18 protein-coding genes are annotated in these 18002 nt (G+C 63.5%); 11 read left to right on the top strand and 7 right to left on the bottom strand.

The features are described 5' to 3' along the window. The first annotated feature begins 75 nt into the window (after nt 1-75). Nucleotides 76-531, top strand: a complete 456-nt coding sequence (locus OZ911_RS24255) for a flavodoxin (protein ID WP_016489076.1) — start codon at nt 76-78, stop codon at nt 529-531. 126 nt (nt 532-657) lie between these two features. On the opposite strand, the gene OZ911_RS24250 is transcribed toward OZ911_RS24255, so the two are convergent. Continuing rightward, a complete protein-coding gene (locus OZ911_RS24250; RefSeq protein WP_016489075.1) occupies nt 658-1551 on the bottom strand; it encodes a LysR family transcriptional regulator in 894 nt (297 codons plus the stop codon). Nucleotides 1552-1648: 97 nt separating this feature from the next. Here OZ911_RS24250 and OZ911_RS24245 point away from each other — a divergent pair, with 97 nt between their 5' ends. From OZ911_RS24245 to OZ911_RS24230, 4 genes are all read left to right on the top strand, one after another. Next, on the top strand, nt 1649-2035 hold the full coding sequence (locus OZ911_RS24245; RefSeq protein WP_016489074.1) for a CidA/LrgA family protein: 387 nt from the start codon (nt 1649-1651) through the stop codon (nt 2033-2035). Further along, on the top strand, nt 2025-2711 hold the full coding sequence (locus OZ911_RS24240; protein WP_016489073.1) for an LrgB family protein: 687 nt from the start codon (nt 2025-2027) through the stop codon (nt 2709-2711). The genes OZ911_RS24245 and OZ911_RS24240 overlap by 11 nt, the downstream gene beginning before the upstream one ends. Nucleotides 2712-2887: 176 nt before the next feature. Then, nucleotides 2888-3793: an alpha/beta fold hydrolase gene (locus OZ911_RS24235; RefSeq protein WP_016489072.1), complete on the top strand. Its 906-nt coding sequence runs from the start codon at nt 2888-2890 to the stop codon at nt 3791-3793. A 114-nt stretch (nt 3794-3907) separates the two neighbouring features. After that, nucleotides 3908-4819 carry an SDR family oxidoreductase gene (locus OZ911_RS24230; protein WP_016489071.1) on the top strand — a complete coding sequence of 304 codons (912 nt, stop codon included), beginning with the start codon at nt 3908-3910 and terminating at the stop codon, nt 4817-4819. A gap of 386 nt (nt 4820-5205) precedes the next feature. Here the strand turns inward: OZ911_RS24230 and OZ911_RS24225 are convergent, their stop codons facing one another. Further along, nucleotides 5206-5988 (bottom strand): IclR family transcriptional regulator, encoded by a 783-nt coding sequence (locus tag OZ911_RS24225; protein ID WP_016489070.1) that lies wholly within the window; start codon nt 5986-5988, stop codon nt 5206-5208. 173 nt (nt 5989-6161) lie between these two features. Between OZ911_RS24225 and hmgA the strand changes: the two genes are divergently transcribed. From hmgA to maiA, 3 genes are read left to right on the top strand one after another with little or no spacing between them, the layout of a single operon-like run. After that, nucleotides 6162-7463, top strand: coding sequence for a homogentisate 1,2-dioxygenase (gene hmgA, locus OZ911_RS24220; protein WP_016489069.1), 1302 nt, complete (start codon nt 6162-6164; stop codon nt 7461-7463). A gap of 3 nt (nt 7464-7466) precedes the next feature. Further along, on the top strand, nt 7467-8759 hold the full coding sequence (gene fahA / locus OZ911_RS24215; RefSeq protein ID WP_016489068.1) for a fumarylacetoacetase: 1293 nt from the start codon (nt 7467-7469) through the stop codon (nt 8757-8759). A 12-nt stretch (nt 8760-8771) separates the two neighbouring features. Beyond that, nucleotides 8772-9404, top strand: a complete 633-nt coding sequence (maiA, locus tag OZ911_RS24210; RefSeq protein WP_016489067.1) for a maleylacetoacetate isomerase — start codon at nt 8772-8774, stop codon at nt 9402-9404. On the opposite strand, the gene OZ911_RS24205 is transcribed toward maiA, so the two are convergent. Beyond that, a complete protein-coding gene (locus OZ911_RS24205) occupies nt 9398-10204 on the bottom strand; it encodes a SirB1 family protein (RefSeq protein ID WP_016489066.1) in 807 nt (268 codons plus the stop codon). The two genes, maiA and OZ911_RS24205, sit on opposite strands and share 7 nt — an antisense overlap. Before the next feature lie 123 nt (nt 10205-10327). Here OZ911_RS24205 and OZ911_RS24200 point away from each other — a divergent pair, with 123 nt between their 5' ends. After that, a complete protein-coding gene (locus OZ911_RS24200) occupies nt 10328-11347 on the top strand; it encodes a Leu/Phe/Val dehydrogenase (protein ID WP_016489065.1) in 1020 nt (339 codons plus the stop codon). Nucleotides 11348-11453: 106 nt separating this feature from the next. Here OZ911_RS24200 and OZ911_RS24195 read toward each other — a convergent pair whose 3' ends face one another. Next, nucleotides 11454-11717, bottom strand: coding sequence for a YebG family protein (locus OZ911_RS24195; protein ID WP_016489064.1), 264 nt, complete (start codon nt 11715-11717; stop codon nt 11454-11456). A gap of 321 nt (nt 11718-12038) precedes the next feature. Here OZ911_RS24195 and OZ911_RS24190 point away from each other — a divergent pair, with 321 nt between their 5' ends. Then, nucleotides 12039-12509 (top strand): phosphate-starvation-inducible protein PsiE, encoded by a 471-nt coding sequence (locus OZ911_RS24190; protein WP_023048378.1) that lies wholly within the window; start codon nt 12039-12041, stop codon nt 12507-12509. Nucleotides 12510-12512: 3 nt separating this feature from the next. On the opposite strand, the gene OZ911_RS24185 is transcribed toward OZ911_RS24190, so the two are convergent. Beyond that, a complete protein-coding gene (locus OZ911_RS24185; protein WP_016489056.1) occupies nt 12513-12803 on the bottom strand; it encodes a DUF3509 domain-containing protein in 291 nt (96 codons plus the stop codon). Between the two features lie 142 nt (nt 12804-12945). Between OZ911_RS24185 and OZ911_RS24180 the strand changes: the two genes are divergently transcribed. Further along, nucleotides 12946-14904 carry a TadG family pilus assembly protein gene (locus OZ911_RS24180; RefSeq protein WP_031312088.1) on the top strand — a complete coding sequence of 653 codons (1959 nt, stop codon included), beginning with the start codon at nt 12946-12948 and terminating at the stop codon, nt 14902-14904. On the opposite strand, the gene OZ911_RS24175 is transcribed toward OZ911_RS24180, so the two are convergent. Next, nucleotides 14889-17534: an ATP-binding protein gene (locus tag OZ911_RS24175; RefSeq protein ID WP_016489054.1), complete on the bottom strand. Its 2646-nt coding sequence runs from the start codon at nt 17532-17534 to the stop codon at nt 14889-14891. The two genes, OZ911_RS24180 and OZ911_RS24175, sit on opposite strands and share 16 nt — an antisense overlap. Next, entirely contained in the window at nt 17531-17974 is a 444-nt protein-coding gene (locus tag OZ911_RS24170) for a TadE/TadG family type IV pilus assembly protein (protein WP_016489053.1), read from the bottom strand. The genes OZ911_RS24175 and OZ911_RS24170 overlap by 4 nt, the downstream gene beginning before the upstream one ends. Nucleotides 17975-18002 lie beyond the last annotated feature (28 nt).

The raw sequence follows: 18002 nt of genomic DNA, 5'->3' as shown, positions 1-18002 counted from the left end.
TGGTAGAGGCGGCCTTTTGCCAGCGCTGAATGCTAGTATCCTACGTTTTCACTCAGTTTCGGAATCCTCTACCCGATGAAAGTCGCCATTATTTCCGGATCGGTCTATGGCACCGCCGAAGAAGTCGCCCGTCACGCCGAATCGCTGCTGAAGGCAGCAGGCCTGGAGGCCTGGCATGCGGCGCGTGCCACCTTGCAGGACCTTGAAGGTTTTGCCCCAGACGCCTTGCTGGCCGTGACCTCGACCACCGGCATGGGCGAGCTGCCGGACAACCTCATGCCGTTGTACAGCGCCATTCGTGACACCCTGCCTGCGGCCTGGCGTGGCCTGCCGGGTGCAGTGATTGCGCTGGGCGACGCCAGCTATGGCGATACCTACTGTGGTGGTGGCGAACAAATGCGCGAGCTGTTTGCCGAGCTGGGCGTGCGCGAAGTGCAGCCGATGCTGCGCCTGGATGCCAGCGAGACGGTGACCCCGGAAGCCGATGCCGAACCGTGGTTGGCGGAGCTGCTTCAAGCGTTGAAAGCCTGACGGGGCATGCTCGCGTGTCCTGGCCTCTTCGCGGGTAAACCCCACATGTAGGGCGCAGTTTTCCCAAACTGTGGTGTCCCTGTGGGAGCGGGTTCACCCGCGAAAGGGCCGGCACTGGCTCAATCATTAGCTACTGCCCGGCACCGGCCACTCGCGCAGCAACGCCAACCACGCCTGCGCCGCCCGTGACAGGTACGCCCCGCGCCGCCAGATAAAGGCAATATCCCACCGCAAATCCTGCGGCGAACGCAGCGGCAAACGCACCACCCCAGGGCGCTCAAGCGCTTTTGCCACCACCCGGGGCAGCAACACCACGCCTTGGCCCGCTGCCACCAGCGCTGCCAAAAAATCCGCCTGGCCACTGCGGCCGCCTTCCTTCGGGATAAACCCTTGCTGCTGGCACGCCTTCAGCAGCCGGTCATTGAGCACGAAGCTGCGCTGAAACAGCAGGAACGGCGTATCGGCCAGTTGCCCCAGGTCGACCCCGTCCAGGCCCGCCAAGGCATGGCCAGCCGGCAGCAGGGCATCCAGCGGTTCATTGCAAAACGGCTGGTAGTCGAACGTTTCGTCGCTAGGCGTCAGGCTGCCGCCCAGTTCCAGTTCGCCACTCTTCACCGCCTGCTCCACGTTACGGCTGCCACCTTCGAGCAACTGGATCGCGATGTTAGGGTGGCGCCGCCGATACTCGGCGAACAAACTGGCGAACAAGGCGTCACTGCCCAGCATCGGCAACCCCAGGCGCAGCTCGCCACGCTCCATCTGGCTTAGGTCGTCGAGTTCATTTAGCAGTGCCTGGCGTTGGCGTAGCAGGGCCTCGCCACGCTCCAGCACAATGCGCCCGGCAGCCGTCAGGTGCAGCTGCGAGGCCTGGCGCTCCAGGAGCGGCTGGCCCACATCTTGCTCCAGCTGTGCTACCTGCTTGCTCACCGCCGACTGGCTGATGTGCAGGGTTTGCGCCGCCTGGGTAAAACCGCCGCGTTGGACCACTTCGATAAAGCTGCGCAGTTGTTTGAATTCCATGCTCGGATTCCATTATGGAATGGCGACCAGTCTAACAATTCGCTTCTGGCCTAGGCAGCCGAATCTTAAAATGAGGGCTTGTCGAGGAATCCGCACCATGAAACCCGCGTTAATGAAAAAAGCCCTGCGCCTGCTTGTCGAGCTGGCGATCCTTTGTTCTTTGTTCCTGCTCGGCGGCCAGCTCGCCAGTTGGCTGGGCTGGCCGATCCCCGGTGGCGTGATGGGCCTGGCACTGTTGCTGATACTGTTCGCTTCGGGTGTGCTCAAGCCGGCCATGCTGCAATTGGGCGCTGGCTGGCTGATGGCTGAGATGCTGCTGTTTTTCATCCCGGCGCTGATGAGCCTGCTTGATTACGGTTCGCTCATCCGTGAAGAGGGCTGGCGCATTTTGCTGGTGATCGCCGTGAGCACGCTGATGGTGATGGTGGTGACTGCTTTGACCGTGGAGCTGGTGTGCCGCTGGAGTTTGCGCCATGAGCCTTGAACCCATGCCGCTGTTCTGGTTGGCCCTGACCCTGCTGGCGTATCTGGGCAGCCGCTGGCTGTACCGGCGCAGCAAGCGCTACCTGCTGTCGCCGTTGATCCTGGTGCCAGTGTTGCTGCTGGCGGTGGCAGTGCCGCTGCATACAGCCTATGCCGAATATGCCCGCAACACCCACTGGTTGATGAGCGTGCTCGGCCCGGTGACCGTGGCCTTCGCGGTGCCGATCTGGCAGCAGCGGGCCATGCTGGCGCGCCATTGGCCGGCGCTGATGGTGGGCATGGTGGCGGGCAGCAGTGCCTCGATCGCCAGCTCATGGGGCCTTGCGCACCTGCTGGCGCTGGACAACGCAACCAGCCTGTCGCTGGTGCCGCGTTCGATCACCACGCCGTTTGCCATGCCCTTGGCCCATGACCTGGGTGGGGTGCCAGAGCTGACGGCGGTGTTCGTGATGTTCACCGGCGTGCTCGGCGCCATGTTCGGTGGCGTGCTGCTGCGCTGGTTGCCGCTGCGCACGCCGTTGGCACGGGGTGCGCTGTTCGGCGTTGGCGCGCATGGTGCCGGGGTCAGCCGGGCCCAGGAGGTAGGCCGCGAGGAAGGCTCGGTGGCCGGGCTGGTCATGGTCCTGACGGGGCTGTTGAACCTGTTCGCGGCACCGCTGCTGGCCATGCTGCTCTGACCGTTCGTGCCACTGACTCGCTCAGTCATCAAGCTGGCTGGCAACGCAAGTTTCAGCCCATGGCCTGCTGGCTAGACTCTGCCTCGACATAGAGAGCACATGTATGTGCCGAGGTGACATGCAATGACCGCAGCCTTGCCCTATTCCGCCAACACCAAATCACCGGGACCGTTCTGATGCCTATGGCCGAAATTCCATTGTGCGTCTGGCGTACCCGGGGACAGAGTTTCACTTTCCGGGGCCAGAGCATCCGCTACTGGACCGCAGGGCAAGGAGAGCCCCTGCTTCTGTTACACGGTTTCCCCACCGCCAGCTGGGATTGGCACTATTTGTGGGGGCCTTTGAGCCAACGCTTCAGGGTGATCGCTTGCGACATGCTGGGCTTTGGCGATTCGGCCAAGCCGGTCGATCACGCCTACAGCCTGATGGAGCAGGCGGACTTGCAGGAGGCTTTGCTTGGCCACCTGCAGGTCGACCAGCCGGTGCACCTGCTGGCCCACGACTACGGCGGCAGCGTCGCCCAGGAATTGCTGGCACGGCACCATGAACAGCGTGCCGAGGTTGCCAGCTGCGTTTTCCTCAACAGCGGGCTGTTCCCCGAAAGCTGCCGCATGCTGCTGATCCAGAAGCTGCTACTCAGCCGGTTCGGCTGGCTGGTCGGGCGTTCGTTCGGGCGTGATGACCTGGTGCGCAACGTGACGCAGGTCTACGGCCCTTGCACCCACCCCAGCGAAAGTGCTCTGGATGATTTCTGGAGCCTGATTGCCGCCAACCGGGGGACGCGCATCCTGCACAAGCTGGTGGGCTATATGCCCGAGCGCAGATTGCACCGCGAGCGCTGGGTCGGGGCGATGCAGCGTTCAGGCGTGCCACTGCGCCTGATCAATGGCGTGGTCGACCCGCTTTCCGGCACGCACATGCTTGAGCGCTACCGGCAACTGGTGCCGGAACCGGACACCGTGCAGCTACCGGGCATTGGCCATTACCCGCACACTGAAGCGCCAGCCCAGGTGCTGCGCCACTACCTGGCCTTTCGTGAGCAGCCTGTGAGCTTCTATCCGCAGAAAGTGGCGTGGTCCTGACCGGGCCGCATCGCCCTGCGTTATTGCCAGGCATTCAGCCTGCGTGAGCTTTGTTGTCCGCCCGTTGCTTGCGGCGGACACTCGGCTTACCTGAACCTGCCTGGAGCCATGAGCATGAGCGAGCCTGTCCGTCTGCAAGATCGCGTGGTGATTGTCACCGGAGCCGGCGGTGGCCTCGGCCGTGCCCATGCGCTGCTGTTCGCCGCACGTGGCGCCAAGGTGGTGGTGAACGACCTCGGCGGATCTACCCACGGTGAAGGTGCCAGCGCCTCGGCCGCCGACCGGGTGGTGGAAGAGATCCGCGCCGCCGGTGGCATCGCCATCGCCAACCACGATTCGGTCAGCCAGGGTGCACGTATCGTCGAGCAGGCCCTGGACAGCTTTGGCCGGGTTGATGTGCTGGTAAACAATGCAGGTATCCTGCGTGACAAGACCTTCCACAAGATGGACGACAGCGACTGGGAGCAGGTCTACCAGGTGCACGTTGAAGGGGCCTACAAAGTCACCCGCGCGGCCTGGCCCCACCTGCGTGAGCAGAACTGGGGGCGGGTGATCTTCACCGCTTCTACCTCTGGCATTTACGGCAATTTCGGCCAAGCCAACTACGGCATGGCCAAGCTGGGCTTGTACGGGCTGACCCGCACCCTGGCGATCGAAGGGCGCAAGCACGGCATCCTGGCCAACGCCATCGCCCCCACCGGTGGCACGCGCATGACCGAAGGTCTGATCCCGCCCCAGGTATTCGAGCGGCTCAAGCCCGAGTTGGTCAGCCCGCTGGTGGTGTACCTGGGCAGCGAGCAGTGCCAGGGCACCGGTGAGCTGTTCGAAGTAGGCGGCGGCTGGGTGGGCAAGGTGCGTTGGGAGCGCAGCCTGGGGGTGGGCTTCGATCCGCGCGAAGGCTTTACCCCGGAGCAGGTGGCCGAGAACTGGGCACGGATCGGTGACTTTGAGCGGGCAGTGCATCCGCAGGACAGTTTGCAGGCGCTGCAGCAGATGATGGCGAACCTGCAGAAGTACCCGCTGTAGAGAGCTTGCAGGGTACTTTGTGGGAGCGGCCTTGCGTCGCGATTGGGCCGCAGAGCGGCCCCAGGATATCAGCCGCACTGCATAAATTGCCGGGGCTGCTTTGCAGCCCGATCGCGACACAAGGCCGCTCCCACAGGGGCCGCGTCAGCCAGTCGAGAGCGCATGTTGTTCAGGGCAAAAAAAAGGCCGCTGCAAGCCGCAGCGGCCAATCGAGACGTCAGATCAAGGAGCTTCAAAATCTACGTCGGTGAACCTCGCCGGCATGAAAGGCGGGGGGAGAGCCCTTCATGCCGGCCAGTGAGTAAAGAATAAGCGCTTGATCCGGTAGGAAAAATAGCGGCTTATGACATTCACCTTTACGTATCGGGCAATAGTGCCGCCAGCGTTCAGGCAGCAGGCGAATAGCCCATCCGCCAGCTGGTTTCCCGCGCTGCCGCCAGCAGCCGTTGCGCCGCCGGACCGTGCTCGTCGGCATGGAAGATCGATGTCGGCCCGACCACGGTCATTACGGCAGCAATCTGCCCCAAGGCGTTGAACACCGGCGCCGACAGCGCATCCACGCCCGGCATCAGCAGCCCGTGCACATGGTGCAGGCCGCGTTCGCGGATGCCCGCCAGTACTGCTTGGTAGTCGTCTGCACGCTGCTGCAGGGCAGCCAGTTCCCGATCACGCAACTCCAGGGTCTCGCGCTCAGGCAGGTAGGCAGCGAACACCAGGCCTGTGGACGAAGTGAGCAGCGGCAGCACCGAGCCCATCTGCGTGACCACAGTCACTGCACGCACCGCGGGTTCAATGCTGACCACGGTGGCGCCCTGGTTGCCCCACACCGCGATGAAGCAGCTCTCGTTCAGTTCGTCGCGCAGTTGCGACAGCGGCAGTGCGGCAATTTTCAATACATCAATGCTGCCCAGCGCCGCCAGCCCCACCCGCAGTGCCTCGCGGCCCAGGCCGTAATGGTTGGTGGCTGCATCCTGCTCGGCAAAGCCGCTGGCAATCAGTGCCTGCAGGTAGCGGTGCACCTTGCTCGCCGGCATCTGCACATGTTCTGACAGGCGTGACAGCGAGGTGGAAGGGGAGAGCTCGGCAAGGGCTTTGAGGATGTCTGTACCAACCTCCGCCGAGCGAACTTTCTGCTTGCCGTTGTCGGCGGAGGAGCTGGCTTTGGTCATGGACATCTGCTTCCGGATTCGTCGAGTCGCGCCTTTATAGCTTGACGCCATGCGCGTAGCAAATTACGTTATTCGTAATCTGATTACGATAAAAACAATGCAGACGCGCTGTCACCCGCATCGGGCCAGCAGCCAGCTGCCCGCAATGGCTCGACCAGAGCCCGGAGGCATCGATGAATCGCGACACATCACCCGACCTTCACTACCTCAGCGGCTTCGGCAATGAGTTTGCCAGCGAAGCGCTGCCAGGTGCCCTGCCGGTCGGGCAGAACTCGCCGCAGAAGGCACCCTACGGGCTGTATGCCGAGCTGCTCTCGGGCACCGCGTTTACCATGGCCCGCAGCGAGCTGCGCCGTACCTGGTTGTATCGTATTCGCCCGTCTGCATTGCACCCGCGTTTCGAGCGCCTGGCACGCCAGCCGCTGAGCGGGCCGCTGGGGGCCATCAACCCCAACCGCCTGCGCTGGAGCCCCCAGCCGATGCCTGCCGAGCCGACCGACTTCATCGAAGGCTGGCTGCCCATGGTGGCCAACGCCAGCGCGGAGAAACCGGCCGGCGTGAGCATCTACATCTACCGCGCCAACCGTTCAATGGAGCGGGTGTTCTTCAACGCCGATGGTGAACTGCTGCTGGTGCCCGAACAGGGCCGCCTGCGCATTGCCACCGAACTGGGTGTGCTGGAGGTCGAGCCGCTGGAAATTGCAGTGATCCCTCGTGGCATGAAGTTCCGCGTCGAACTGCTCGACGGCCAGGCCCGTGGCTATATCGCCGAAAACCACGGTGCACCGCTGCGTCTTCCGGAGCTGGGCCCGATCGGCAGCAACGGCCTGGCCAACCCGCGCGACTTCCTTGCCCCGGTGGCGCATTACGAAGAGGCCGAAGGGCCGGTGCAACTGGTGCAGAAGTTTCTCGGCGAACACTGGGGCTGCGAACTGCAGCACTCGCCGCTGGATGTGGTTGCCTGGCACGGCAGCAACGTGCCGTACAAATACGACCTGCGCCGCTTCAACACCATTGGTACGGTCAGCTTCGACCACCCGGACCCGTCGATCTTCACCGTGCTGACTTCGCCGACCAGCGTGCACGGCCTGGCCAACATGGACTTCGTGATCTTCCCGCCACGCTGGATGGTGGCCGAGAACACCTTCCGTCCACCATGGTTCCACCGCAACCTGATGAACGAGTTCATGGGCTTGATCAGCGGTGCCTACGATGCCAAGGCCGAGGGCTTCCTGCCCGGTGGCGCGTCGTTGCACGGCGTGATGAGCGCCCATGGCCCCGACGCCGAAACCTGCGAAAAAGCCATTGCCGCCGACCTGGCGCCGCACAAGATCGACAACACCATGGCCTTCATGTTCGAGACCAGCCAAGTGCTGCGCCCGAGCCAGCAAGCCCTTGAATGCCCGCAATTGCAGGCCGACTACGACAGTTGCTGGGCCACCTTGCCGAGCACCTTCAACCCGAACCGGAGATAACCCATGAACCACACTGCCAATGCCCGTAGCTGGGTCGAGCATGCCAACGGGCACAGCGATTTCCCGCTGCAGAACCTGCCATTGGGTATCTTCAGCCGGCCGGGTGAAGCCAGGCGCTGTGGCGTGGCCATCGGCGACGCGATCCTTGACCTGGAGGCGGTGCTGGCCGCCGGCCTGTTCGACGGCGCCGCCAAGGCCGCCGTCGAAGCCACCCGTGGTGGGGCGTTGAACGCATTCTTTGCGCTGGGCCGCAGCGCCCGTGTCGCCCTGCGTGAGCGCTTGCAGGTGCTGCTTGGCGAACACAGCGAACACCAGGCTGCGCTGCAGGCCGCGCTGTACCCGGCCAGCGCCTGCCAGTTGCATGTACCCGCGCAGATCGGTGACTACACCGACTTCTACGTGGGCATCGAGCACGCCAAGAACGTGGGCAAGCTGTTCCGCCCCGACAACCCGTTGCTGCCCAACTACAAGTACGTGCCGATCGGTTATCACGGTCGCGCCTCGACCATCCGCCCGTCCGGCACCGACGTGCGCCGGCCCAAGGGCCAGACCTTGCCGGCCGGGCACACCGAGCCGAGCTTTGGCCCTTGCGCGCGGCTGGACTACGAACTGGAGCTGGGCATCTGGATTGGCCAGGGCAATGACATGGGCCAGGCGATCCCGGTCGGCGACGCCGCCGAGCACGTGGCCGGCCTGTGCCTGCTCAACGACTGGTCGGCGCGTGATATCCAGGCCTGGGAATATCAGCCATTGGGGCCGTTCCTGTCCAAAAGCTTCATTACCACGATCTCGCCCTGGGTGGTCACTGCCGAAGCGCTGGAGCCCTTCCGCTGCGCCCAGCCTGCACGCCCGGAAGGCGACCCGCAGCCGCTGTCATACCTTTTGGACAAGCGCGACCAGGCCGCCGGTGCATACGATATCGAACTTGAAGTGCTGCTGCTGACCGAGCGCATGCGCGAGCAGGGCGTTGCCCCGCACCGCCTGACCCTGAGCAACACCCGCAGCATGTACTGGACCGTTGCCCAGCTGGTGGCGCACCACAGCGTCAATGGCTGCCAGTTGCAGTCGGGCGACCTGTTCGGTTCGGGCACCTTGTCGGGCGCTACGCCGGGTTCGTACGGCAGCCTGCTGGAAATCACCGAAGGCGGCAAGCTGCCGATTGAACTGGCCAGCGGCGAGGTACGCAAGTTCCTCGAAGACGGCGACGAAATCATCCTGCGTGCCCGCTGCACGCGTGACGGCGTGGCCAGCATCGGTTTTGGCGAATGCCGTGGCACGGTTATCGCAGCCAACTGAGGAGGCAGGGGCATGGAGCTGTACACCTATTACCGTTCCACCTCGTCCTACCGGGTGCGCATTGCCCTGGCCCTGAAGGGGCTGGCTTACCAGTCCCTGCCGGTCAACCTGCTGCAGGGCGAGCAGCGCGGTGCGGGCTATGTCGCCGTCAACCCGCAGGGCCGCGTGCCGGCCTTGCGCACCGATGGCGGCGATTTGCTGGTGCAGTCGCCAGCGATCATCGAGTACCTGGAAGAGGTTTATCCACAGCCTGCGCTGCTGCCAGCCACGGCCGAAGCGCGTGCCAAGGTACGTGGCGTGGCGGCAATCATCGGCTGCGACATTCATCCGCTGCATAACGTCAGCGTACTCAACCGGCTGCGCCAGGCGGGCCAGGACGAGGGCCAGGTCAACCAGTGGATCAGCCACTGGATCAGCCAGGGGTTGGCGGCAGTAGAGCAACTGGTTGGTGACCACGGTTACTGTTTCGGTGACCAACCCGGGCTGGCGGATGTTTACCTGATCCCCCAGCTGTATGCCGCCGAACGCTTCAACGTCGACCTCGACAGCTTCCCGCGCATCCTTCGGGTTGCCGCACTGGCAGCTGGGCACCCGGCGTTCGCCAAGGCCCACCCTGCCCAGCAGCCCGACAGCCCGGCTCAGTGAAGCGAACGGTTCGCCGTCGGAAGCTTGCCGATACGTTCGGACAGCTTCAGGCGCTGGACCGGGTCTTCCGTCAGCAGTAACGCATGCTCCAGGTCGAAGCGCTCGGCCTGTGGGCAGTCCAGGTGCTGGTACAGCGAGGCGCGGGTCACGTAGTCGCTGACTTGCACCGGGCCCAGTTGCATGATCCGCTCGGCATCGATCAAGGCCGCCAGGTGGTTATCGTTGCTGATGTGCAACTGGCGCAGGTTGCGTGACAGGCGTTGCAGCATCTGCAGCGGGCTGGCACTGCGCAGGTGTTCTGCCGTCAGCGCAACCTGCGGGCCGAACTGGCGGGCCAGCAGCTCACGGCAATCATTGGGGTACAGGCGTCGGCCACCACAGGGGTCTAGCAGGTGGTCGGCACCCGGCACACGCAGCAGGAAATGGCCAGGGAAGCCCACGCCCTCCAGCGGGATGGACAAGCGCCGGGCCAGCTCCAGGGTAAGGATGGCCAGGGTCAGCGGCTGGCCACGGCGGCGTTGCAGCACCTTGTCCATCAGTGCAGCCTGCGGGCGCAGCGGGTGGTACTCATCCTGCTGAAAGCCAAGGGCATTGAGTTGGCGCAGCAGTGGTTGGGCCAGTTCGCACAGTGGCAGCATCGGCAGGTTGGCGCTGATCTCACGTTGCAGGTCATGCAGAATGGCAAGGCTGTCTGTGGGCTCGACGCTGCGGTCGTGCTCGGCGGCAATCCACAAGGCGGCTTCCAGCAGGGCGACAGGCTCGCGTTCCAGGCAGGCCAGGCAGGCTTGACGTGGCTTCATTGGGTATCTCCACACACGCTTGAGTATTAGCCGTGGCGGGCGGTTTCGTCCAGTGGTCCGGCGACCACCCCGGCTTCGGGCCGGTGCCTATACTGGAAGGAGCACCTCGTGGGGAGCCTGTCGATGTTCGCACTGATGCAAAGCACCCGTACCCAGTCACTGCACCTGTTCAATGACCCACCTACGGGCCTGAAAGCGGTTGTAGCGATCCACAGCGAGCAGTTGGGCCCAGCCATGGGCGGTTGCCGCTACCTGCCCTACGCCGATGATGAAAGCGCCATGACGGATGCCATTCGCCTGGCCCAGGGCATGAGCTACAAGGCGGCGTTGGCGGGCCTGCCGCTGGGTGGCGGCAAGGCGGTGATCATGCGCAACCCGCATGTGGAGAACCGCGCCGCGCTGTTCGAGGCGTTTGGCCGTTTCATCGATACCTTGCATGGGCGTTTCATCATCGCCGTAGACAGCGGCACCTCGACCCTGGATATGGACTGCATCGCCCAGAGTACCCCCCACGTAACCAGCACCACGGCCTCGGGTGACCCCTCGCCGCATGCGGCAATGGGGGTATTCGCTGGCATTCGCGCCACCACCTCGTTCCGGCTGGGCAGCGATGACCTCAGAGGCTTGCGGGTGGCGGTGCAGGGGTTGGGTAATGTCGGTTATGCGCTGGCGGAACAACTGCATGCGGTGGGGGCGGAGCTGCTGGTCAGCGACCTGGACCCAGGTCGGGTGCGGCTGGCGATGGAGCAGTTCGATGCCAAACCGGTGACCAACGATGCATTGATCAGCACCCCTTGCGATATCTTCGCACCCTGCGGTGTGGGGCCGGTATTGAACGGGCAGAGCGTGATGCAGCTGCGCTGTGCGGCAGTGGCGGGGGCGGCGAACAACCAGCTGACTACCTTGCAGGTGGCAGACCAGCTGGAATCACGCGGGATACTGTATGCGCCAGACTACGTGATCAATGCCGGTGGGCTGATCTATGTGGCGCTGACCCACCGTGGCGAGGACCTGGGCACCATTACCGCGCACCTGGCGCGCATTCCTTCACGGCTCACCGAAGTGTTTGGCCATGCGCAGGCGGAAAAGCGTTCGCCGGCGCGGGTGGCGCAGATGTTGGCGGAGCGGCTGTTGTATGGCTGAAGGTTGATACTGGCTTTGCTGGCCTCTTCGCGGGCTTGCCCGCTCCCACAGGTATTGCACAAGCCTCGAAGGCAGTGGGGCCCTGTGGGAGCATGCGCCGCCGATGTCACTCGGCTGCGCCACCTTCCAGCAACTCGGCCAACGCATCCGGCTGGCTCTTGAACGCCCGGGCGAACACATCGCGGTTCTTGGCCATGTAGATACCGGCTTCTTCAACCTGCTGCTCGGTCAGCGACGGTACCGCCTTGTGCAGCACTTCGGCCAGGCGCTCGGCCAGTTCGAGCATCTTGTCGTGACGGTCTGCTTCGGCCTTATCCATAAACAAGCGCTCCGGGTCGCGGCTGCTGCGGTACACCACTTCGACGGCCATTCATCACCTCTATGCCTTTTTGCTGGTTGCGTTGCGATTTACTGTATTTATATACAGTAATGGCAATGTTGGTTGGTTCGCAAGCAGAAATTGTAGCGTTCCCATGGGGCAGCACAGGTTGCAAGGCAGATGCAGAACCTGTGGGAGCGGGTTCACCCGCGAAAGGGCCGGCCCAGGCGACCCGTCTTCTTGCCACGCCCCGACGTGCCTTGCGGCAATCGGTCGCCTTCCAAGACAGGGGCCTGGCCCTTTAACTGCATGGCACAAGCGTCACACCGGTGACGCATCATCCTTACAAGACGTATCGGGGAATGGAACATCGTGAACATCAAATGGGCAGAAAAACTGCGCAAGGGCCTGCACGGCTCGGCCGACTCGCTGGGCAACCTGTGTGTCGAGGCGTTCCATTACCTGGCGCTGTTCGGCATCGGCGCAATCACCGCCTATGCGGCGGTGGTCACCTTCCTGGACATGCTCGGCAAGGGCGGGATCAGTGTCGATGACATCCTGCTGCTGTTCATCTACCTGGAGCTGGGGGCGATGGTCGGCATCTACTTCAAGACCAACCACATGCCGATCCGCTTCCTGCTGTACGTGGCCATCACCGCACTCACCCGCCTGCTGATCGGCGATGTTTCGCACCACAAGGCACCGGACGAAGGCCTGCTGTACCTGTGTGGGGGCATCCTGCTGCTGGCGTTTTCGATCCTGGTGGTGCGCTACGCTTCGTACCGCTACCCCTCGACCAAGGTGCTGGACGCCAACGGCAAGACCGTGGAGGAGGGCAAGTAGCCCTCAGTTGGCAACGAAATGGCGCGGCTCGTGGCGGGCGTCACGGGTCAGCGCGGCCAGCACTTGCATGGGGTTCTGGCTGAGTTCGATGGCGAGGCCCAGGCGGATGCTGTCGATCACCCGTTGCAGGCGCACCGGGTCGTTGCGCTGGGCCTGGGTGATGAGGCGCTTGGCGACTACGCCGGCGTCGTCGGACAGGGTGAGCATGATGCTGCCGTCGAGGTTGGCAATGCTCAGGTTGACCCGGTATTCGGGGGCGAAGGCAGCACTGATTCGGTCGAAAGGGTTATTCATGCCTGAGGGCCTGCAAAGATTGTCTGCTGAAGTTGACCGGCCCCTGTCAGGTTGGTTCCTGGTGGGCAATTAGCCATTATCGTAACTACACTCCTTGAATCGCAGCCGCGACGCATGGCCAATGGCCGGCAAAGGAGTGCCCGTGGTTCCCTCATCTGCTGCCCGTCAGCGTGGCGCAATCGGCCTAATGGCGGTGGTTACCCTGGGCCTTGCCCTGCTGTTCATGCTGGTGGTGATTGACAGCGGCCGCCTGTTTCTTGAACAGCGCAAGCTGCAGCGCATTGCCGACATGTCGGCGCTGGAGGCGGCAGGCCAGTTTGCCGTGTGCACCGGCAGCGGGCCACAGGCGACCGCGATTGCCCGGGCCGCCGCCACACGCAACGGCCATGCGGCCAGCAACCCGCTGACGGCCAGTTGCGGGTACTTGCAGACTGGCGCCAACAGCTTGCGAACCTTCACCAGTGACAACACTCGCAATGAAGCCATACGGGTGGATGTCAGCAATACGGTGCCCACCAGTTTTGCTGCGGGGGTGTACACCTTGGCGCAGGGCAATGGCGTGCCGTTGACCACGACCTTGCACGCGCATGCCGTGGCATCGTCGCCTCTGCCGCCGCAGGCGATGTTGAGTATTCGTACCACGCTGGCGACCGTCGACTCGCGGCAGTCGGTTTTGCTCAACGCTCTTCTCGGCGCCCTGGGTGGTAAGGTTCAGCTTGATGTGGCCGGCTGGCAAGGCATCGCCAGTACCCAGCTCAATCTGCTTAGCTACCTTGACCAACTCGCCATCGATCTCAAGCTCAAGGCGGGCGACTACCAGCAACTGCTCACTGCCGATGCCACCGCTACCCAGTTGCTGCAAGCGGCGGTAAAAGTACTGCAGCAGAGTGGTGCGGCGGCAGATGTGGTGACCAACCTGGGCAAGGTGGCACTGGGCGCCAGCAACAGCACGTTATTGCAACTGGGGGACTTGCTCGATATTCAGAACGGCACAGCGCAGGCCGGGCTGGATGCCAGCATTCAATTGCTGCAACTGGTGCAGGGGGTAATCCAGCTGGCGGTCAGCGAAAGTGCGGCAACGGTGGATTTGCCAATCAGCGTGCTGGGGCTGGTCAATGGTCGGGTACGGTTGAAAGTGATCGAGCCGCAGCAGATTTCTGCGGTGGGAGACCCGCGTACCGATGAGCTGCGGGTGCATACCGCACAGGTGCGGGCGATGATTTCGCTGGATTTGCCTTTGCTCAACTCGGTGCTTGGGTTGCTCAATGCTGTGTTGGATCTCGTCGGGCCGATCACCAATGTGCTTAACAATCTGCTCAGCCTGAACCTCGCCAGTACATTGCAATCGGTGCTATGCCTGGTCGGCGTGCCGTGTACGGTCACCGATATAATCCTGGTCCCGGACAAGCTGTCGCTGGACATCGGCCTTGAAGTGGCAGAAGCGACGACGCGGCTCAACCCGTTATCGCCTGAAACGTTCAGTTGCTCACCCAAACGTTTGACGACTCAGACTCAGAGTTCAGCCGCCAAGATTGCGGTGGGGCGTTTTGAGTCCGTGGACGCGTTCTTTACCAGTGGTACCACCGTTGTCAAAGCGTTGCCTTTGGTCGACATCGGGACCAAACGCTGCACCCGGCTGCTCATACTGCCTGCGATCTGTGATGCACGTAGCCCCTTCGCTGGTGGCGGCCTGGGCCTGCGCGTCAACAGCAAGGTGCTGGGCAGCGGAGCGGTCGAACGCCCGCTGGTGTTCCAGGCCCCCAACAGCACACCGCCGAACATCGGCCTTCCCTCGGTGTACCAGAGCATGCAAACCGCCAACAACAACGTAGTCGGCAGCCTCACCGATACCTTGCAAGGCATACAGCTGGAAGCCTACAAACCCACTGCAAACAGCGGCCTCGGTGAAGTACTGGTAATCGTCGGCAACGTCCTTGGCGGCGTCAAAGGCATCGTCGAACCCTTGATCAAGAATCTGCTCAGCCCGTTGCTGGACCCCTTGGTCAACGTGTTGCTCAAGGTCCTCGGCATCGACCTGGTCAACGCCGAAGTCGGGGCCAACCTCAGTTGCTCCGGCGGCCGTGCTCAGCTGGCGCTGTAGACGGGCAACCAGACCTGGAAGCACGCACCTTCGTTGCGGTTGTGCGCTTCGAGCCGGCCGCCCATGGCTTCGACGATACTGTGGCTGACCGACAAGCCCAAGCCGGTGCCCGCTCCGGCGGCCTTGGTGGTGAAGAACGGTTCGAAGATGCGTTCGAGCAGGCGTGGGTCGATACCGCCGCCGTTGTCTTCCACCAACAGGCACAGCTGCCCGTCCTCGACGCGCTGGCTCACGCTGATCCGCGGCTTGGCAACCCTCCGTTCGAGCAACGCATCCCGGGCGTTGACCAGCAAGTTGATCAGCACCTGCTCGAGCTGGTCCTCATGGCCCAGTACTTCCGGGCACAGGTCTGGCTCTTCAACAAGCAAGGCCACGCCTTTGCCGCTCAACCCCTCAGCCAGCAACCCCAGCGCACCTTGCACCGCCACCCAGGCGGCGAACACCTGCTGTTCTACCTCGGATCGGCGCCCATAGGTGCGCAGATGCTCGACCAGGCGCGCAATGCGTTCGACCTGGGCATCGATCCGCTGCAGCTTGCCCGCCACATACTCGGCATCGACCACGCCACTTTCCAGGCGTTTGAGGGTATTGACCAGCGCAAGGCGCATGGTCGCCAGCGGCTGGTTGATTTCATGCACGAAGCCCGTTGCCAATTCGCCCAGCGTGGCCATCTTGGCACCTTGCAGCAGTTGCTGCTGGCTGTGGCGTACCGCTGTGTTATCGCGCCCCACCGCCTGCACTTCCTGCAACTGACCGTGCTCATCGAACAGGCCACGCTCGGCCCACACCCACCAGGCTGTTCTGCGTCCGGGCAATTGCAGGCAGATTTCGGCACTGGCCAACGGCTGCGCCGGCGTCAACATAGACAGGCGCTGGAGAAAGGCCGCCCGTTGGCTGTCGGACAGCCACTGACCAAGGTTCATGCCCGTCAATTGTTGCGGCGCGCATTCCAGCTGTTCGGCAAGCGGGTGGTTGCCAAACAGCAGCTCGAGGTCTGGGCGATAGCGGCAGATCATGGCTGGCGAGTCCTCTACCAGCACCCGGTAACGCTCCTCGCTCTGGCGCACACGTTCGGCCGCCTCGGTCAATTCGCTGACGTCGAGCCACAGCCCGACAGCCTCCACAGGCTGGCCCAGGTCGTCACGCAGCAGGCGGGCTTCGTCCAGTATCCAGTGGTAACCGCCAAGGTGATCGCGCAGGCGATAGCGGCAGCGTACCTGGCCATCGCGCAGCAGCGTACGGGTGCGTTCGAGCCACGTCGGGTGGTCGTCGGGATGCACGGCCTGAGCAGGGTGGCGCGCCAGTTCACTGTCTTTGGGCCAGCCCAGCAGCGGCATCAGGCTGGCGCTGAAAAATTCACTGTGCAGTGCACCTTCGGCATAGCGCTGGACGTAAATCACTGCGGGCGAGCTGGCGATCAGGTTTTCGAGCCGGGCGCGCGCGGCCCCGGCCTGTAGTTCCTGGGCTTTCAGCGCGCTGATATCGAGCACAAACCCCTGAACCTGACGGCCTTGCAGCTGGCCTGCCCACTGTAGCCAGCGCGGGCTTGCCAGGCGGTTGGCTGGCAGCAGCCGCAGGTTCAGGTTCAACGCAATGCCTGCGCGCAGTTGTTCCAATGCCATGCGTGCGGCTTCGCGATCGGCCGGGTGTATCCGGCCTAGCCATTGCTCTGCGGTGGCTTCGGCCGGTAAACCCAGGCGCAAGGCCAGGGCGGGGTCGAATTGCAGCGGCCCTTGCAGGGGCCATGACCACCAGCCGGCCCCCAATTGCTGTTGCAGTTCATCCAGGTGGCGTGAACGTTGCCGCAACTGGTGCTGGCGCAGGCGACTGAGCAGGGGTTCGATCAGCGCTTGCAGCAGGGCCGCAACCGTTTCGCTAGCAGGCGGCCGCTGTGCCCCTGCGCACAGCAACCAGGCCTGCACGGTATGGCCGTGCAAATAGGGCACGGCCAGTAATGGCAAGCCGGCACACGATGACTGCAACAGCGGGTTTCCGGCAGCCACTTCTCGGCCCCGTGGCGGTAGCGTTTGTAGCCAGGGGCGCAACCGCTCGTCATCGGCCCAGGGCCAGTCGTTGTCGCTGCTGGTGTAGGTGTACCAGCCGCCATCGCCCAGTAGCATCAGACGCAGAGAGCCCGCCTGCCAGTGCTCAGCCAGGTGCTTCAGTTGATCGGTGGCTGTCACCATCAGGCGGTCTTCGTCGCAGTCACGCAGGGCGCGGCCAAGCGCGGCTGCCAGTGCCTGTTGCGTCAGGCGATGGCCTTGTTGCTCGTGCTCGCCCAGCAGGTCGCCGATATCGAACAACTGCAGCAGCCAGCCATCTGCCTGGCGCTGGAGCCAGCCGCGGGTGTGCAGGGCAGGGCCGTGCACGGTCGCGAAGTCGAGGTCCAGCGGTTGCCCCTGCCAGTCGGCAGGGGGGCCTTCAAGCACCAGCCAGCTGTGCCGTTGCAGGTAGTCATGCACACGGGGGGCGCTGTGCGAACTCGCAGGGAGCACCGTACGCAGTGGGCCAGCAAGGCGCAGCACGTGCCCTTGGTCATCCAGCCAAAGTTGCAGCCCCACCGCTTGCGGGGCCGTCGCTGCCTGCTCGGTGGTCTGGCCGCCCAGCCAGCGCTCGAACAACCCGCTCACAGCTGCAAGCTCGCTTCGGCCCGCAGGCGGTCGGGCAGGCGCGGTACTTCACCGATCAGTGGCAGTACCAGCATCGGCAGCACGTTGGTCAGTTTCGTTTTGGGGTAATTGATGGTCACGGTCAGCAATTTGTTGGCGCCCAGGGTTACCTGCGCGTCACTGGCGGGCTGGAAGTTGAACGCGGAGGGCATCCACTGTAATTGTTGGCTGATGACCTGATGGGCCAGGGTTTGCACATCGGTGCTGTAGCTGGCGCTGTTCGGGTCCAGGGCCACGCAACGGCGCACGGCTTCGGCGCTGGCCTGGTTGAATGACTGCAGCATCAGCATCGGCAAGGTGTAACTGACCAGGCCGTAGAACACCGCGAAAAAGATCATGAATACGGCCGCGAACTCAATGGCCGCTGCGCCGTTTTGCCGTTTTGCCGGGCCTGCTTTCATGATTGCGTCTACCCTGACCATGAATCCT

It is taken from the genome of Pseudomonas fortuita (assembly GCF_026898135.2).
GTDB lineage: Bacteria > Pseudomonadota > Gammaproteobacteria > Pseudomonadales > Pseudomonadaceae > Aquipseudomonas > Aquipseudomonas fortuita.
This window is presented reverse-complemented; position numbering and strand designations above follow the sequence as displayed.

Bases quoted from the DNA above. Each gene is read 5' to 3' on its own strand.
- OZ911_RS24255 (WP_016489076.1), top strand. From the start codon at position 76: ATGAAAGTCGCCATTATTTCCGGATCGGTCTATGGCACCGCCGAAGAA.
- OZ911_RS24250 (WP_016489075.1), bottom strand. From the start codon at position 1,551: ATGGAATTCAAACAACTGCGCAGCTTTATCGAAGTGGTCCAACGCGGC.
- OZ911_RS24245 (WP_016489074.1), top strand. From the start codon at position 1,649: ATGAAACCCGCGTTAATGAAAAAAGCCCTGCGCCTGCTTGTCGAGCTG.
- OZ911_RS24240 (WP_016489073.1), top strand. From the start codon at position 2,025: ATGAGCCTTGAACCCATGCCGCTGTTCTGGTTGGCCCTGACCCTGCTG.
- OZ911_RS24235 (WP_016489072.1), top strand. From the start codon at position 2,888: ATGCCTATGGCCGAAATTCCATTGTGCGTCTGGCGTACCCGGGGACAG.
- OZ911_RS24230 (WP_016489071.1), top strand. From the start codon at position 3,908: ATGAGCGAGCCTGTCCGTCTGCAAGATCGCGTGGTGATTGTCACCGGA.
- OZ911_RS24225 (WP_016489070.1), bottom strand. From the start codon at position 5,988: ATGACCAAAGCCAGCTCCTCCGCCGACAACGGCAAGCAGAAAGTTCGC.
- hmgA (WP_016489069.1), top strand. From the start codon at position 6,162: ATGAATCGCGACACATCACCCGACCTTCACTACCTCAGCGGCTTCGGC.
- fahA (WP_016489068.1), top strand. From the start codon at position 7,467: ATGAACCACACTGCCAATGCCCGTAGCTGGGTCGAGCATGCCAACGGG.
- maiA (WP_016489067.1), top strand. From the start codon at position 8,772: ATGGAGCTGTACACCTATTACCGTTCCACCTCGTCCTACCGGGTGCGC.
- OZ911_RS24205 (WP_016489066.1), bottom strand. From the start codon at position 10,204: ATGAAGCCACGTCAAGCCTGCCTGGCCTGCCTGGAACGCGAGCCTGTC.
- OZ911_RS24200 (WP_016489065.1), top strand. From the start codon at position 10,328: ATGTTCGCACTGATGCAAAGCACCCGTACCCAGTCACTGCACCTGTTC.
- OZ911_RS24195 (WP_016489064.1), bottom strand. From the start codon at position 11,717: ATGGCCGTCGAAGTGGTGTACCGCAGCAGCCGCGACCCGGAGCGCTTG.
- OZ911_RS24185 (WP_016489056.1), bottom strand. From the start codon at position 12,803: ATGAATAACCCTTTCGACCGAATCAGTGCTGCCTTCGCCCCCGAATAC.
- OZ911_RS24170 (WP_016489053.1), bottom strand. From the start codon at position 17,974: ATGAAAGCAGGCCCGGCAAAACGGCAAAACGGCGCAGCGGCCATTGAG.